This is a genomic window from Burkholderia diffusa, assembly GCF_001718315.1.
Lineage (GTDB): Bacteria > Pseudomonadota > Gammaproteobacteria > Burkholderiales > Burkholderiaceae > Burkholderia > Burkholderia diffusa_B.
The window spans coordinates 2,646,992-2,662,353 of sequence record NZ_CP013362.1; the positions used below are offsets into that span (position 1 = coordinate 2,646,992).

Below are 15,362 nucleotides of genomic sequence, written 5' to 3' on the forward strand. Positions count from 1 at the left end.
CCGCATCGCGGCGCCGCGGCCCGCATGCCGGACCGCCCTGCCAACAAACCTGCCGTTCATGAAATGCCCCGGCGCCGGCAGTAGGCGCCGAGGCAGCCGGCGCTCAGCCGGCCTGCCCCGGAAGAGGACTTACATGTTCTCGATCAGCACTTCGCCGAAGCCGGAGCACGACACCTGCGTCGCGCCTTCCATCAGGCGCGCGAAGTCGTACGTGACGCGCTTCTGCAGGATCGACTTCTCCATCGCGGCGATGATCGTGTCGGCCGCTTCCGTCCAGCCGAGGTGGCGCAGCATCATTTCCGCCGACAGGATCTCGGAACCCGGGTTCACGTAATCCTTGCCCGCGTACTTCGGCGCCGTGCCATGGGTCGCCTCGAACATCGCGACCGAATCCGACAGATTCGCGCCCGGCGCGATCCCGATGCCGCCGACCTGAGCGGCCAGCGCGTCGGAGATGTAGTCGCCGTTCAGGTTCAGCGTCGCGATCACGTCGTATTCGGCCGGACGCAGCAGGATCTGCTGCAGGAACGCATCGGCGATCGAATCCTTGATGACGATCTCGTTGCCCGTCTTCGGATTCTTCACGCGCATCCACGGGCCGCCGTCGATCAACTCGCCGCCGAACTCCTTCTGCGCGAGCGCATAGCCGGCGTCACGGAACAGGCCTTCCGTGAACTTCATGATGTTGCCCTTGTGCACCAGCGTGACCGACTTGCGATCGTTGTCGATCGCATACTGGATCGCCTTGCGCACGAGACGCTCGGTGCCTTCGGTCGACACGGGCTTGACGCCGATCCCCGACGTTTCCGGGAAGCGGATCTTCTTCACGCCCATTTCTTCCTGCAGGAACTTGATGACCTTCTTCGCCTGCTCGGAGCCCGCGGCCCATTCGATGCCCGCGTAGATGTCTTCCGAGTTCTCGCGGAAGATCACCATGTCGATCTTTTGCGGCTCGCGCACAGGCGACGGCACGCCCTTGAAATACTGGACCGGGCGCAGGCACACGTAGAGGTCGAGCTCCTGGCGCAGCGCGACGTTCAGCGAACGGATGCCGCCGCCGACCGGGGTCGTGAGCGGTCCCTTGATCGACACCACGTATTCCTTCAGCACCTGCAGCGTTTCGTCCGGCAGCCACACGTCCGGGCCGTACACTTTCGTCGCCTTCTCGCCCGCGAAGATCTCCATCCAGTGGATCTTGCGCTTGCCCTTGTACGCATGCGCGACCGCCGCATCGACGACCTTGATCATCACCGGCGTGATATCGAAGCCCGTACCGTCGCCTTCGATATAGGGAATGATCGGCTGATCGGAAACGTTGAGCGAGAAGTCCTTGTTGACGGTGATCTTGTCACCGCCCTCCGGAACCTTGATGTGCTGATACGGCATGATCGACTCCAGTGACGTGGCTGAGCAGGTGATGCTGGTCGAAACTGCGCGCGCGGCGAGGTGGTCCTGCCACCCTCGTGACGGCAACAGCGAGCGCTATTCTAGCGCCCCAACCGGGGCCGGCGGCACGAAGCGCGACGCTGCGTATCAAGTCTTCCCTTATGTCTTATATAAGACAGAGGACTTGCCGTTCCGTATTATGCATTAAGATTCCGCCATTTGCCATAGACCGCCCCGTCCCGCTTCCCCGCGGGCATGCCGGGCGTGCGCTCGCCATGACCCTGATCGCCCTCAACAAGCCGTTCGGCACGATTTGCCAGTTTTCCGCGCACGAGACGCGGCCGTCGCTCGGCGACTGGGTAAAAATACCCGGTGTCTACCCGGCCGGCCGGCTCGACGCGGACAGCGAGGGCCTGCTGCTTCTTACCGACGACGGCGCGCTGCAGGCGCGCATCGCCGAGCCGCGTCACAAGCTCGTCAAGCGCTACTGGGCGCAGGTCGACGGCGCGCCCGGTCCGGCTGACCTGAAGGCGCTCGCGCGCGGCGTCGATCTCGGCGACTATGTGACTCGCCCGTGCCGCGCCGAATTCATCGACCCGCCCGATGCGCTGTGGCCGCGCAATCCGCCGATCCGCTATCGCGCCGCGATTCCGACCACGTGGATCGAACTCGCGATCACCGAAGGCAAGAATCGGCAGGTGCGACGGATGACTGCCGCGATCGGCTTCCCGACGTTGCGTCTCGTGCGCGTCGGCATCGGCGCGCTCGACATATTCGCGCTCGGCATTGCACCGGGCGAAACAATCGCGCTCCCGCCGCGCGCTCCGTGGGACGGTTTCGCACGCACCGAATGACGCATCCCGGACGCACGAATTTTTCGTCATCTTTTTCGTCAACCGCCTGCGAAGATCGCGCGTTAAACCACGCAGATGCCAACCTTAGCTATCCGGCATTGGCAGCCGAACCCGTGTTTGCGTCACGAAAGCGACGTTTTTATCGAATACGATTCGGCGCCCGCAGCGCAATGAGAAATTTCTCGAAGCGTCTGTCAACCGAAAGGTGGATGGCACCGTTAGACGACATGACTCCTATTGCCGGGTCATTTGGTTAATTAACTAAAGCTGAGGAACACAACATGAACAAACTGATCGCCGCTCTGGTCGCTGGCCTCTTCGCAACGGCTGCTTTCGCACAAGCTTCGGCTCCGGAAGCTGCTTCGGCTGCTGCTCCGGCAGCTGCTTCGGCACCGGCAAAGCACGCTGCCAAGAAGCACCACGCAAAGAAGAAGCACCACGCAGCTAAGAAGGCAGCTAGCGAAGCCGAAGCACCGGCAGCTGCTTCGAACTAAGTAAGCAAGCTGTAATAACGCAGTCAAGAACACGCAGTCCTGCCGTTCTTACGGCGTTGAAAGGCAGATCACCGCAAGGCGATCTGCCTTTTTCTTTTTGTGCCCGCCGGCGCGCTTCGCGTACCATGCGGGTCTCGTTTTCCCGATAGGAGCCCTGCTGTGCGATTCTCCCTGCGCTCGTCGCTCGGCCGCCTTGCGCGCGCCGCCGTGTTTCCCGCCGCGCTCGCCGTCCTCGCACTCGGCATGCAGACCGCCCACGCGCAGATGCCGCCCGGCGCCAAGCAGCCGAGCGAGTTCCCGCGCGCGAAGCTGCGCGCCGGCATGTACGTGATCGACGCGGCCGTCGCCGCGAACGACGCCGACCGCGAACAGGGGCTGATGTACCGGTCGCAGCTCGCACCGAACGAAGGCATGCTGTTCGTGTTCAACGAGAATGCCGTGCACTGCTTCTGGATGAAGAACACGCTGATCCCGCTGTCCATCGCATTCATCCGCGCGGACGGCACGATCACCGACATCGACGAAATGAAGGCCGAGACGACCGACAACCACTGTCCGCGCAACAACGGCGTCTATGCGCTCGAAATGAGCAAGGGCTGGTTCGCGGCGAAGGGCATCAAGCCGGGCATGAAGCTCGAAGGCCTGCCCAAGGCCCAGTAACGGCCATTGCCGCGGCGGCGCCGCACGTCGACCGAAGCCGGCCACCCACAGTTTCGTGTGGGCGCCGGCTTCTTTTTTTTGCGGGCCGATGGCGGCGACCGTCTTGATTCGGCCATCGCCGCCCGTATCTGCAAAAGCCACGGACAAGCGCTATGCTTTAAATCTCGCTTGTTTCAGCCCGGGCCGGTGCAGCCGGCCCGCTTACGATCCGAACCACCAGGAGGTTCACGTGCCCCGCAAAACCCCCATCGAGCGCTATCGCAATATCGGGATCAGCGCTCACATCGATGCCGGCAAGACCACGACGACCGAGCGCATCCTGTTTTACACCGGCGTGAGCCACAAGATCGGTGAAGTGCACGACGGCGCGGCCACGATGGACTGGATGGAGCAGGAGCAGGAACGCGGCATCACGATCACGTCGGCCGCGACCACGGCCTTCTGGAAGGGTATGGCCGGCAACTATCCGGAACACCGCATCAACATCATCGACACCCCCGGGCACGTCGACTTCACGATCGAGGTCGAGCGCTCGATGCGCGTGCTCGACGGCGCATGCATGGTGTACGACTCGGTCGGCGGCGTGCAGCCGCAGTCCGAAACCGTGTGGCGCCAGGCGAACAAGTACAAGGTTCCGCGCATCGCGTTCGTCAACAAGATGGACCGCATCGGCGCGGACTTCTTCCGCGTGCAGAAGCAGATCGGCGAGCGCCTGAAGGGCGTCGCCGTGCCGATCCAGATTCCGATCGGCGCGGAAGAGCATTTCCAGGGCGTCGTCGATCTCGTGAAGATGAAGGCGATCGTCTGGGATGACGAAAGCCAGGGCGTGAAGTTCACGTACGAGGACATCCCGGCGAATCTCGTCGAGCTCGCGCACGAATGGCGCGAGAAGATGGTCGAAGCCGCGGCGGAAGCGAGCGAGGAACTGCTCGAGAAGTACCTGCACGACCACGAATCGCTGACCGAGGACGAGATCAAGGCCGCGCTGCGCCAGCGCACGATCGCCAACGAGATCGTGCCGATGCTGTGCGGCAGCGCGTTCAAGAACAAGGGCGTGCAGGCGATGCTCGACGCGGTGATCGACTACCTGCCGTCGCCGGTCGACGTGCCCGCGATTCTCGGCCACGACTTCGCCGATCCGGAAAAGCCGGCGGAACGCCACCCGAGCGACGACGAGCCGTTCTCGTCGCTCGCGTTCAAGATCATGACCGACCCGTTCGTCGGCCAGCTGATCTTCTTCCGTGTGTATTCGGGCGTCGTCGAATCGGGCGACACGGTGCTGAACGCGACGAAGGACAAGAAGGAGCGGCTGGGCCGGATCCTGCAGATGCACGCGAACGAGCGCAAGGAAATCAAGGAAGTGCGCGCGGGCGACATCGCGGCGGCGGTCGGCCTGAAGGAAGCGACGACGGGCGACACGCTGTGCGATCCGGCCAAGCCGATCATCCTCGAGAAGATGGAATTCCCGGAGCCGGTGATCTCGCAGGCCGTCGAGCCGAAGACGAAGGCCGATCAGGAAAAGATGGGCCTGGCGCTGAACCGTCTCGCGCAGGAAGATCCGTCGTTCCGCGTGCAGACCGACGAGGAATCCGGCCAGACGATCATCTCGGGGATGGGCGAGCTCCACCTCGAAATCCTGGTCGACCGGATGAAGCGCGAATTCGGCGTCGAAGCGACGGTCGGCAAGCCGCAGGTCGCGTATCGCGAGACGGTGCGCACGACGGCGACCGATGTCGAGGGCAAGTTCGTCAAGCAGTCGGGCGGGCGCGGCCAGTACGGGCACGCGGTAATCACGCTGGAGCCGAACCCCGGCAAGGGCTACGAGTTCCTCGACGAGATCAAGGGCGGCGTGATTCCGCGCGAATTCATTCCGGCCGTCGACAAGGGCATTATTGAAACGCTGAAGAGCGGCGTGCTCGCGGGCTACCCGGTCGTCGACGTGAAGGTGCACCTGACGTTCGGCTCGTACCACGACGTCGATTCGAACGAAAACGCGTTCCGGATGGCCGGCTCGATGGCGTTCAAGGAAGCGATGCGCCGTGCGAAGCCCGTGCTGCTCGAGCCGATGATGGCCGTCGAGGTCGAGACGCCCGAGGACTTCATGGGCAACGTGATGGGCGACCTGTCGAGCCGGCGCGGCATCGTGCAGGGCATGGAGGACATCGCGGGCGGCGGCGGCAAGCTGGTGCGCGCCGAAGTGCCGCTTGCCGAGATGTTCGGCTATTCGACGTCGCTGCGCTCGGCCACGCAAGGTCGTGCGACGTATACGATGGAGTTCAAGCACTACGCGGAAACGCCGGCGAACGTGTCGGAAGCCGTGATCAACGCGAAAGTGAAGTAAGCGCGAGGTGCGCGCCCTGCTGCGCGCAGACCGCAGGCCCGTCCGGTTCCGGACGGGCCTTTTTTTCATCCGTCGAACGCGGCGATGCGGGAGACCGATGCCGCTTTTTGATCGACACGCCAAGCCATTTTTGCGCATGCCACAATGCATCGCGATTCGTCCGATGGAACCACTCCGATGCCGTCCACCCCTGCCCTGCGCCGCCTGCTGATGCTGTACGCCGGCCTGATCGCCGCGAACGTCGCCGTCTGGCTGTGGGCGCTCGCGGTGCTCCGCGACCATCCGCTGCTGCTCGGCACCGCGGCGATCGCTTACGGGCTCGGGCTGCGTCATGCGGTCGACGCCGATCACATCGCCGCGATCGACGTCGCGACGCGCAAGCTGATGCAGGACGGCCAGCGTCCGGTGACGGTCGGTCTGTTTTTCTCGCTCGGCCACTCGACGATCGTGGTCGTCGCGACGCTCGGCATCGCGCTGAGCGCGTTCGCGCTGCGCGAGCGCTTCGACGCATTCCGCGAAATCGGCGGCACCATCGGCACGGCGGTGTCCGCCACCTTCCTGCTCGTGCTCGCATGCATGAACCTGATGATCCTGCGCGACGTGTGGCGGCGCTATCGCGGCGCGCCGGACGCAGCTCACGACGCCGCGCACACGCATCGCGCGAGCGGCCTCGCGTCGCGGCTGCTGCGCCCGTTGTTCCGGTTCGTGTCGAAAAGCTGGCACATGTATCCGGTCGGCGTGCTGTTCGGCCTGGGTTTCGATACTGCAACGGAAATCGCGTTGCTCGCGATCGCGGCCGCGCAGGCGAGCCACGCGGTGCCGCTCCATTCGGTCATGCTGTTTCCCGCGCTGTTCGCCGCCGGCATGACGCTGATCGACTCGACCGACAACGTGCTGATGATCCATGCGTACGGCTGGGCGATGGACGATCCGCGCCGCAAGCTGCTCTACAACGCGAGCATCACGCTGCTGTCGGCGGCCGTCGCGCTGGCGGTCGGCGGGATCGAGGCCGCCGGCCTGCTCGCCGACAAGCTGTCGCTGACGGGCCCCGTACGCGATGCGCTCGACGCACTTGGCACGCGCTTCGGCACGATCGGGTACGGCATCGTCGCGCTGTTTCTCGTCGCCTGGATCGCGTCGATCCTCTGCCATCGCTGGCCGCGTGCTGCCGACACGACGGCGCGATAGACGTAGTCAGACGTTTCATTTCGGAAACAAAAAGCTCACGACGGCGTATCACGCGCTGTCGCGCGATACGTGCTCGCCTTGCGCCACGGGCATGACCGCCCGGTGGCACGAATCTCGCAGTTAGAGATTCGCACGGCGGGCCCGCGTGCTGATTCGTGTTCCCGGCCTTTCGCGCCGGTCCGACACGCATCGGCCGTCGATACGACAATGCATCGTTGCTGGTCCCCTGCATCACACGTTGATGGTCGCGCGTGACGAGGCATCGCGCGTATCGGGGAGATCAATAATGAGCAGAACGAATCAACAGTCCCGTACGGCGGGACGGTGCTATCGCACGACCCTGCTGGCCGCAGCTGCGTTTGCGTGCTGCTGTTCCTACGCGATTGCTCAGGACTCGATGCCCGACGTCGCGTCCGACCCGACTGCCAGCGCAGACCCCGTCATGATGCTCGCCGAGGACACGGCGTCCTGCGCCGCCAGTCCGGCTGCTTGCGCGGTACACATTTATGCCGGCCGAGGCGCTGCGGGCAGCGGCGCCGGAAGTACCTCGGGCGGTAGCAGTCCGGGTAACAGCGGGAACGGTGGAAGCGGTGGAAGCGGCGCCGTCGGGCCTGCAGGCGTCGGTGGATCGACCGGGGCGACTTCCGGTGGTACGAGCGGAACAGGTCGTAGCGGCGGTGCATCAGGCAACGAGGGTAAAGGCGGTGGTACCACGGGTAACGGTACTTCAGGTGGCGGTAGCTCGGGTGGCGGTACTTCGGGTGGCGGTACTTCGGGTGGCGGTACCTCGGGTGGCGGTACCTCGGGTGGCGGTACTTCGGGTGGCGGTACTTCGGGTGGCGGTACTTCGGGTGGCGGTACCTCGGGTGGCGGTACCTCGGGTGGCGGTACCTCGGGTGGACGTACCTCGGGTGGCGGTACCTCGGGTGGCGGTACCTCGGGTGGCGGTACTTCGGGTGGCGGTACTTCGGGTGGCGGTACTTCGGGTGGCGGTACTTCGGGTGGCGGTACTTCGGGTGGCGGTACTTCGGGTGGCGGTACCTCGGGTGGCGGTACCTCGGGTGGCGGTACTTCGGGTGGCGGTACTTCGGGTGGCGGTACTTCGGGTGGCGGCACCTCGGGTGGTCATGGTGGCCACGGCGGCGGCAATGGCGGCGGCAGCGGCGGTGGTAACGGCGGTGGTAACGGCGGTGGTAACGGCGGTGGTAATGGCGGTGGTAATGGTGGTGGTAATGGCGGTGGTAATGGCGGTGGTAACGGCGGCGGCAACGGCGGTGGCAACGGCGGCGGTGGTCACGGTAACGGCGGTGGCAACAGCGGCGGCGGTAACGGTAACGGTGGCGGTAATGGCGGTGGCAGCGGCGGCGGTAACGGCGGTGGCAACGGCGGTGGTAACGGCGGCGGCAACGGCGGTGGCAACGGCGGTGGCAACGGCGGCGGTGGTCACGGTAACGGCGGTGGCAACAGCGGCGGCGGTCACGGTAACGGTGGCGGCAATGGCGGTGGCAGCGGCGGTGGCAGCGGCGGCGGTAACGGCGGTGGCAACGGCGGCGGCAACAACGGCGGTCACGGTAACGGTGGCGGCAGCGGCGGCAGCAACGGCGGTCACGGTAACGGCGGTGGCAGCGGTGGCGGCAACGGTGGTAGTGGCAACGGCGGCGGCAATGCTGGCGGAAACGGTGGCCACGGCAACGGCGGCGGCAACGGTAACGGCAATGGTAGCGGCGGCGCGGGCAATGGCGGTGCCAACGGTGTCGGCAACGGAAACGGCAATGGCGGCAACGGCGGCTCGGCCGGTGGCCGTGGCCACTGACCGACGCAGCGCCCGACCCGCTGCGGTCAGAGCATTTCGAGCGCGCGCTTGCTGCGCGGCGGGTGGAAGTAACCGTCGAGTTGCGCGCGCTCGTCATCGCTCAGCACGAGATCGAGCGCCGCGCGATTGTCGCGGACATGTTCGATCCGCGACGCCTTCGGGATCGCGAATACACCCGGCCGCGCAAGCACCCAGGCAAGCGCGACGCGCATCACCGACACGCCGCGTTGCCGCGCGATCTCGTCGAGTGGCGAACGCTTCGGCAGCCGTCCGTGATCGACCGGGCTGTAGGCCATCGCCGGCATCCGATGCTTGGCCAGCCATGGCAGCAGGTCGAATTCCGGGCCGCGCCGCGCGATGTTGTAGAGGATCTGGTTGGTCGCGCACGCGCCGCCGCCCGCGTCGTCGACGAGTTCCGCCATGTCGGCCGTATCGAAGTTGCTGACGCCCCAATGGCGGATCTTGCCCGCGCGCCTCAGCGCCTCGAATCCCTCGACCGTCTCCTCGAGCGGCACCGAACCGCGCCAGTGCAGCAGGTACAGGTCGAGACGGTCGGTACGCAACCGCTTGAGGCTCGCGTCGCACGCGGCGACGACACCACGCCGGCTCGCATGATGCGGATACACCTTGCTGACAAGGAACACGCCGTCGCGCAATCCGGTCAGCGCCTCGCCGACGAGCGCCTCGGTCGCACCGTCGCCGTACATCTCGGCGGTGTCGACCAGCGTCATCCCAAGCGCGATCCCCTCGCGCAATACGGCGATCTCGTCCGCGCGACGCGCGGGCCGCTCGCCCATTTCCCACGTGCCCAGGCCGAGCTTCGGAATCGTCTCGCCGTCCGGCAGGACGACCGTGGCAATCGTGTCTGTCATGCGCTCCTCGCTGCGGATTGATGGCCGCGCATCCGCGGCCGTAGCATCGAATACGACGCATCAGTGTAGTCAATCGGTGCGGCTTCCACCTGCTGCACGGCAAAAACCGGATATAACGGCGCCGCATGATGACTTAGAATGGCCGGCAATCTGATCGATACCCATTCCATGAAGGCACCCACGGACGACCGCTGGCAGGACCTGCGCCCCGACCCCGAGAACGATACGCCGCTCTACCTGCAGCTCGCCCGCAAGCTCGGCGACGCGATCCACGACAACCGCTGGGCGGCCGGCGAGGCGCTGCCGTCCGAACGCGTACTGTCCGACGCGCTCGGCGTATCGCGCATCACCGCGCGCAAGGCGATCGCGCTGCTCGTCGAGCAGGGCTTGATCCGCCGCACGCAAGGCGCCGGCAACTTCATCCAGCCGCGCTACGAGGATCCGCTGTCGCGGCTGTCGAGCTTCAGCGAAATGCTCGAGCGCCGTGGCTTCAAGCCGAGCTCGCAGTGGCTCGAACGCGAGATTCAGCCCGCGAACCGCGACGAAGTCATCCAGCTCGGCCTGTCGCCGGCCGCATCTGTTACACGGCTGAAACGCCTGCGCCTCGCCGACGGCATCGTGATGGCCGTCGAGAACTCGACCTTCCCCGCCACGCTGATTCCCGATCCGCAGGCGATCGGCGGTTCGCTGTACAGCTATCTCGAAGCACGCGGCACGCCGATCGTGCGCGCGCTGCAGCATTTCCGCGCGGTCAATGCGACCGACGAGATCGCGCAACAGATGGGCATCGCGCCGCACGACGCGCTACTGCTGATCACGCGGATCGGCTATACGGCCGACCAGCGCGCGATCGAGCTCACCGATACCTATTGCCGCAACGATTACTACGACTTCGTCGTCGAGCTGCGCAAGTAACGCGCACGGCGCCGCCGCCACTCATCGCCAGCGCGCTTCGTCCGTGCCGAGCGGCACGGGTGGAAGCGCGAATCGCGGCGGCGTCGCCGACAGGCGTTCGGCCGGGCGCACGGCATCGATCGTGCCGAACGGCGACGCGCCGCGGTCGATCCGGTCGCGCACGTCGTCGAACGTGACATCCGGCGCATGCAGGCCGTCCGGCACCGTGCCGAACGACTGCAGCCAGCGCCCCGTCTGCGCGAGCGACAGCCGCACGTGCCAGCTTCCCCCTTCCGTTGCACGGCGCGCGAGCGCGATCATCGCGCCGAACGCCGCGAGATAACCCGTCGCATGATCGAGCGCCTGGCACGGCAGATGGCGCGGGCCGTCCGCGTGCGCGGCGTGCTGCTCGTGCCATGCGATACCGCTCGCCGACTGCACGAGGCTGTCGAACCCACGCCGCATCGACCACGGCCCCGCATGCCCGTACGCGGACACCGACACGTACACGATGCCGGGCCGGACCTCCGCCAGCGCCTGCGGCGAGAATCCGCGCGCCGCCAGCGCACCGGGGCGATAGGCCTGCAGGAATACGTCGGCGTCGCGTGCGAGCGCGCGCAGCGTGGCAACGCCGGCCGCCTCGCGCAGATCGATCCACGTCGAGCGCTTGCCGCGCCCGTTGTCGATCACGAGCGATGCGATGTTCGGCAGGTGCGGACCGTTGACGAGCAGCGTCTCGGCACCGTGCGATGCCAGCGTGCGGCCCGCGACCGGCCCTGCGATGATGCGCGTGAGATCGAGCACGCGCACGCCCGTGAGCGGCTGGTCGGGCTCGCCGCGACCGATCGCCTCGACGGGCGCCTCGCCGATCCGCTCGATCTCGAACAACGGCAACGACGCGAGCGCGCGGGCCTGGTCGTGCGCCGCCCATTCGTCAGGGGTTCTGATCAATGCCGCGCACAGGCCGGCGTTGGCCAGCGCGGTATCGAGCACCGCGCCGTCCCACGTGCGGATCGCCGCTGCAACGTCGTCACGCCCCGGGCCGCAGCCGAGCACGTCCAGTATCCCGCGCAGGTGATGCGGAAAGTTCGCATGCAGCTGGATCCAGCGTCCGTCGCGCGTGCCGTAGAAACCGGTCACCGGATGGCGCGGCTCGGGCGGCAGGCCCCCATCCACGCGCAGGTAGCGTTCGCTGCGGAACGCGACGAGCGCGTCGCGCATCGACACGTCGACGCGCTGCGCGATGCCCGTGCGCAGCCGATGGCATTCCGCCGCCGCGAGCCCGGCTGCCGCGATCGTCGCCGCGGCGAGCGTGCCGACGCGGAACGTCGACGGCAGCATCGGGTCCTGCCCCGTCACGGCCGCGCGGGCCAGCGCGCCGGGTTCGCCGTGCGCGAGTTGCCACAAGCGGGTCAATGCGAGTTCGGGAGTCATGGTGGAGGCGAGCCGTTGTGGAGACGGATTCGAGTCTAGAATTCGCGACGGGCGCGATCAATCTTGATTGCGCGAATCAATGCATAACGAATAGTTGTAGCCGGGCCGCGCTTCATGCGCCCCGACAGGAACGATCGGCATGACATCCCTCAGCGCGCCTGAAGCCGCCGGCATCCTCGGTGTCAGCGTGAGCACCCTTTACGCGTATGTGAGCCGCGGCCTGCTGCGCTCGCTGCCCGACGGCGCGAGCAAGCGCCGCCGCTACGACGCGGACGAAGTGCGCCTGCTCGCACGCCGCCGCGCCGACGCGAAACGCGCGGGCGGCGTCGCCGAACGCTCGCTCGACTGGGGCGTGCCCGTGCTCGAATCGCGGATCACGCAGATCGCCGGCGGCCGCCTGCACTATCGCGGCGCGGATGCGATCGCGCTCGCGAACGACGCGACGCTCGAGGAGACGGCCGCACTGCTGTGGGATTGTCCGCCCGCGCGGCTCGGCGCGGCATCGCTCGCGTCCACCGGTTTCGACGCCGCGCAGTGGGACGACTGGGCCCGCCGCTGGGCACATCTCGCGCCGCTCGAGCGCACGCTGGTGCTGCTCCCCGCCGCGGCCGCCTCGCTGCCGCGCCTGTGGGCGCAGGGGCGCGACGCGCAGTTCGACGCGGCCACGCTGCTGCTGCGCGTGACGACGGCCGCGCTGGCCGGCATCGCGCCGGCCGACGCGCCCGTGCATCGGCAGCTCGCCGCCGCGTGGCGGCTCCGGCGACGCGACGAAGCCGACCTGCTGCGCCGCGCGCTCGTGCTGTGCGCCGATCATGAACTGAATCCGTCGACCTTTGCGGTGCGCTGCATCGCGTCGACTGGCACTCATCTGTTCGGCGCGATCGCGGGCGGGCTCGCGGCGCTGTCGGGCCCGCGCCACGGCGGCGAGACGTTCCGCGCGGGCGCGCTGCTCGACGAAGCGGCGCGCGCGGCCGACCTCGACCGCTACGTCGCGCTGCGCGTCGCGCATGACGAACGGGTGGACGGTGCACGCACGGTGTTGTCCGGTTTCGCGCACCCGCTCTATCCCGACGGCGATCCGCGCGCACGCGCGTTGCTCGACGCGCTGCACGCGATGCTGCCGGACCGGACCCCGCTGCGCATGGCCCGTGCGCTCGCCGCGCGCGTCGAGGCAGCAACCGGCCTGCGACCGGCGATCGATTTCGCGCTCGCGGTGCTGGAACGCACGCTGGCGCTACCCGACGGCGCCGCGTTCACGGTGTTCGCGGCCGGCCGCACCGCGGGCTGGATCGCACACGCGCTCGAGCAATATGCGGACGGCAAGCTGATCCGGCCCCGCGCACGCTATGTCGGCAGCGACGCGGCTGCCTGACCACGGCCGCCGCGCCATGCGGCGAACCGTTGCCACGCGATTGGCGCAGCCTGGACGGCCGGCGCCGCCTGCTCGCCGAACGCGAACACCGCACCGCCCGCCGCCGCGCTGATCCATACGCGCATGCCGGGCAGCAGCGCCAGCGTCTCGCCGGCGCGCAGCCAGTGATCGTCGGGCCGGCCCTCGATCGTCACCCACAGAGCGCCGTGCGCGACCTGCAGCGCGGTGCGATCGACGATCCGCCACCGCCCGGCCGGCTCGTTGCCGTCCATCTCGTAGAGTCGCAGTTCTCGCATGGTCGCCTCCGGGTCGGGTGGGTTCGATGACACCAGTATTTCGGACGGTGTCGACACACGGACAGATACGCCTGCGGACACTTTCGACTGAACTGTACCGGTCGGCTGACGGACGGGCGTCCGGCGCACCTGCGCGGATCCTGCGCGGCACGGCGGCTTTGCCTACAATGGCGGCTGTCCCGCGCCACCGGTCCGTCCCCATGTTCCAACGCCCGCCCGCCGCCGCTCCCGGCGAAAAGAACCTCACCGTGATGCTCTGGCTCGTTGCGACGGGCTTCTTCATGCAGACGCTCGATGCGACGATCGTGAACACGGCGCTGCCGTCGATGGCTGCGAGTCTCGGCGAATCACCATTGCGGATGCAGTCGGTCGTGATCGCATACTCGCTGACGATGGCGGTGATGATTCCCGTCTCGGGCTGGCTCGCCGACACGTTCGGCACGCGGCGCGTGTTCTTCAGCGCGATCCTGGTGTTCTCGCTCGGTTCGTTGCTGTGCGCGAACGCGCATACGCTGTCGCAACTCGTCGTGTTCCGGGTCGTGCAGGGGGTAGGCGGCGCGATGCTGTTGCCGGTCGGGCGGCTCGCCGTGCTGCGCACCTTCCCGGCCGAGCGCTACCTGGCCGCGTTGTCCTTCGTTGCGATTCCCGGGCTGATCGGGCCGCTGATCGGGCCGACGCTCGGCGGCTGGCTCGTGAAGATCGCATCGTGGCACTGGATCTTCCTGATCAACGTGCCGGTCGGCGTCGCCGGCTGCGTCGCGACCTTCTACTCGATGCCCGACGCGCGCAATCCGGCCGTCGGCCGCTTCGACCTGAAGGGCTATCTGCTGCTGACGATCGGGATGGTCGCGATCTCGCTGTCGCTCGACGGGCTCGCCGATCTCGGCATGCAGCACGCGGCCGTGCTGGTGCTGCTGATCCTGAGCCTCGCGTGCTTCGTCGCGTACGGGCTGTACGCGGTGCGCGCGCCGCAACCGATCTTCTCGCTCGAACTGTTCAAGATCCATACGTTCAGCGTGGGCCTGCTCGGCAACCTGTTCGCGCGGATCGGCAGCGGCGCGATGCCGTACCTGATTCCGCTGCTGCTGCAGGTGAGCCTCGGTTATTCGGCATTCGAGGCCGGACTGATGATGCTGCCGGTCGCCGCGGCCGGGATGTTCTCGAAGCGGATCATCACGCGCCTGATCACACAGCACGGCTACCGCAAGGTACTGCTCGCGAACACGATCATGGTCGGCGTGATGATGGCGAGCTTCGCGCTGATGCGCGACTCGGTGCCCGTGTGGGTGAAGGTCGTGCACCTCGCGCTGTTCGGCGGTTTCAACTCGATGCAGTTCACCGCGATGAACACCCTGACGCTGAAAGATCTCGGCACCGGCGGCGCAAGCAGCGGCAACAGCCTGTTCTCGCTCGTGCAGATGCTGTCGATGAGCCTCGGCGTCACGGTCGCGGGCGCGCTGCTGGCCACCTTCACCGGGATGCTGCGCACGGTGACGCCGAGCAACACGCTGCCCGCGTTCCATGCGACCTTCGTCTGCGTCGGGATCATCACGGCCGCGTCGGCGTGGATCTTTGCGCAACTCGCGCCCGAGATCCGCGGCCGCGCGCAGCACAAGACCGATCCATCCGAGCGCGCGTGACGCACGGCGCGCGCCGCACCAGGGAACCCACGACGGCGCACTGCGCACCATGTCGGTGCAGCGCAGCTGCGCCGCGCGAACGCCGGCAACCGCGACGGGGCGCCGCACGGGGATCGAT

At 67.1% G+C, this 15,362-nt stretch carries 13 protein-coding genes; 9 read left to right on the forward strand and 4 right to left on the reverse strand.

The features are described from left to right. Nucleotides 1-129 precede the first annotated feature (129 nt). A complete protein-coding gene (icd, locus tag WI26_RS12205; protein ID WP_044845581.1) occupies nt 130-1,386 on the reverse strand; it encodes an NADP-dependent isocitrate dehydrogenase in 1,257 nt (418 codons plus the stop codon). A gap of 275 nt (nt 1,387-1,661) precedes the next feature. Between icd and WI26_RS12215 the strand changes: the two genes are divergently transcribed. The 6 genes from WI26_RS12215 (at nt 1,662) to WI26_RS32970 (ending at nt 8,736) form a co-directional block, all read left to right on the forward strand. Then, nucleotides 1,662-2,240, forward strand: a complete 579-nt coding sequence (locus WI26_RS12215; RefSeq protein WP_059465623.1) for a pseudouridine synthase — start codon at nt 1,662-1,664, stop codon at nt 2,238-2,240. Nucleotides 2,241-2,521: 281 nt separating this feature from the next. Then, nucleotides 2,522-2,734: a hypothetical protein gene (locus WI26_RS31155; RefSeq protein ID WP_072465376.1), complete on the forward strand. Its 213-nt coding sequence runs from the start codon at nt 2,522-2,524 to the stop codon at nt 2,732-2,734. Between the two features lie 159 nt (nt 2,735-2,893). Further along, nucleotides 2,894-3,394, forward strand: coding sequence for a DUF192 domain-containing protein (locus tag WI26_RS12220; RefSeq protein WP_059465624.1), 501 nt, complete (start codon nt 2,894-2,896; stop codon nt 3,392-3,394). Nucleotides 3,395-3,623: 229 nt separating this feature from the next. After that, the gene (gene fusA, locus WI26_RS12225; RefSeq protein WP_059538389.1) at nt 3,624-5,735 is read left to right on the forward strand and encodes an elongation factor G; all 2,112 of its coding nucleotides are present in this window, start codon (nt 3,624-3,626) and stop codon (nt 5,733-5,735) included. Between the two features lie 177 nt (nt 5,736-5,912). After that, nucleotides 5,913-6,923, forward strand: a complete 1,011-nt coding sequence (locus tag WI26_RS12230; protein ID WP_069226040.1) for a HoxN/HupN/NixA family nickel/cobalt transporter — start codon at nt 5,913-5,915, stop codon at nt 6,921-6,923. Between the two features lie 286 nt (nt 6,924-7,209). Then, nucleotides 7,210-8,736 (forward strand): hypothetical protein, encoded by a 1,527-nt coding sequence (locus tag WI26_RS32970; protein ID WP_236849280.1) that lies wholly within the window; start codon nt 7,210-7,212, stop codon nt 8,734-8,736. Between the two features lie 26 nt (nt 8,737-8,762). On the opposite strand, the gene WI26_RS12240 is transcribed toward WI26_RS32970, so the two are convergent. Next, nucleotides 8,763-9,608 carry an aldo/keto reductase gene (locus WI26_RS12240; RefSeq protein ID WP_069226042.1) on the reverse strand — a complete coding sequence of 282 codons (846 nt, stop codon included), beginning with the start codon at nt 9,606-9,608 and terminating at the stop codon, nt 8,763-8,765. Between the two features lie 168 nt (nt 9,609-9,776). On the opposite strand from WI26_RS12240, the gene WI26_RS12245 reads away from it, so the two are divergent. Next, nucleotides 9,777-10,523: a GntR family transcriptional regulator gene (locus WI26_RS12245; protein WP_059450135.1), complete on the forward strand. Its 747-nt coding sequence runs from the start codon at nt 9,777-9,779 to the stop codon at nt 10,521-10,523. 21 nt (nt 10,524-10,544) lie between these two features. Here WI26_RS12245 and WI26_RS12250 read toward each other — a convergent pair whose 3' ends face one another. Beyond that, entirely contained in the window at nt 10,545-11,936 is a 1,392-nt protein-coding gene (locus tag WI26_RS12250; protein ID WP_069226043.1) for a CoA transferase, read from the reverse strand. A gap of 139 nt (nt 11,937-12,075) precedes the next feature. Here WI26_RS12250 and WI26_RS12255 point away from each other — a divergent pair, with 139 nt between their 5' ends. Continuing rightward, nucleotides 12,076-13,308 (forward strand): citrate/2-methylcitrate synthase, encoded by a 1,233-nt coding sequence (locus WI26_RS12255; protein ID WP_059465629.1) that lies wholly within the window; start codon nt 12,076-12,078, stop codon nt 13,306-13,308. Here the strand turns inward: WI26_RS12255 and WI26_RS12260 are convergent. Continuing rightward, entirely contained in the window at nt 13,281-13,604 is a 324-nt protein-coding gene (locus WI26_RS12260; RefSeq protein ID WP_059511848.1) for a DUF2917 domain-containing protein, read from the reverse strand. The two genes, WI26_RS12255 and WI26_RS12260, sit on opposite strands and share 28 nt — an antisense overlap. 200 nt (nt 13,605-13,804) lie before the next feature. Between WI26_RS12260 and mdtD the strand changes: the two genes are divergently transcribed. After that, nucleotides 13,805-15,244: a multidrug transporter subunit MdtD gene (gene mdtD / locus WI26_RS12265; RefSeq protein ID WP_059465631.1), complete on the forward strand. Its 1,440-nt coding sequence runs from the start codon at nt 13,805-13,807 to the stop codon at nt 15,242-15,244. The last annotated feature ends 118 nt before the right edge of the window (nt 15,245-15,362 follow it).

Excerpts from the sequence above, each read along its gene's own strand:
- mdtD (WP_059465631.1), top strand. The coding sequence starts at position 13,805 with ATGTTCCAACGCCCGCCCGCCGCCGCTCCCGGCGAAAAGAACCTCACC.
- WI26_RS12215 (WP_059465623.1), top strand. The coding sequence starts at position 1,662 with ATGACCCTGATCGCCCTCAACAAGCCGTTCGGCACGATTTGCCAGTTT.
- WI26_RS12250 (WP_069226043.1), bottom strand. The coding sequence starts at position 11,936 with ATGACTCCCGAACTCGCATTGACCCGCTTGTGGCAACTCGCGCACGGC.
- WI26_RS12260 (WP_059511848.1), bottom strand. The coding sequence starts at position 13,604 with ATGCGAGAACTGCGACTCTACGAGATGGACGGCAACGAGCCGGCCGGG.
- WI26_RS32970 (WP_236849280.1), top strand. The coding sequence starts at position 7,210 with ATGAGCAGAACGAATCAACAGTCCCGTACGGCGGGACGGTGCTATCGC.
- WI26_RS31155 (WP_072465376.1), top strand. The coding sequence starts at position 2,522 with ATGAACAAACTGATCGCCGCTCTGGTCGCTGGCCTCTTCGCAACGGCT.
- WI26_RS12230 (WP_069226040.1), top strand. The coding sequence starts at position 5,913 with ATGCCGTCCACCCCTGCCCTGCGCCGCCTGCTGATGCTGTACGCCGGC.
- WI26_RS12240 (WP_069226042.1), bottom strand. The coding sequence starts at position 9,608 with ATGACAGACACGATTGCCACGGTCGTCCTGCCGGACGGCGAGACGATT.
- icd (WP_044845581.1), bottom strand. The coding sequence starts at position 1,386 with ATGCCGTATCAGCACATCAAGGTTCCGGAGGGCGGTGACAAGATCACC.
- WI26_RS12255 (WP_059465629.1), top strand. The coding sequence starts at position 12,076 with ATGACATCCCTCAGCGCGCCTGAAGCCGCCGGCATCCTCGGTGTCAGC.
- WI26_RS12245 (WP_059450135.1), top strand. The coding sequence starts at position 9,777 with ATGAAGGCACCCACGGACGACCGCTGGCAGGACCTGCGCCCCGACCCC.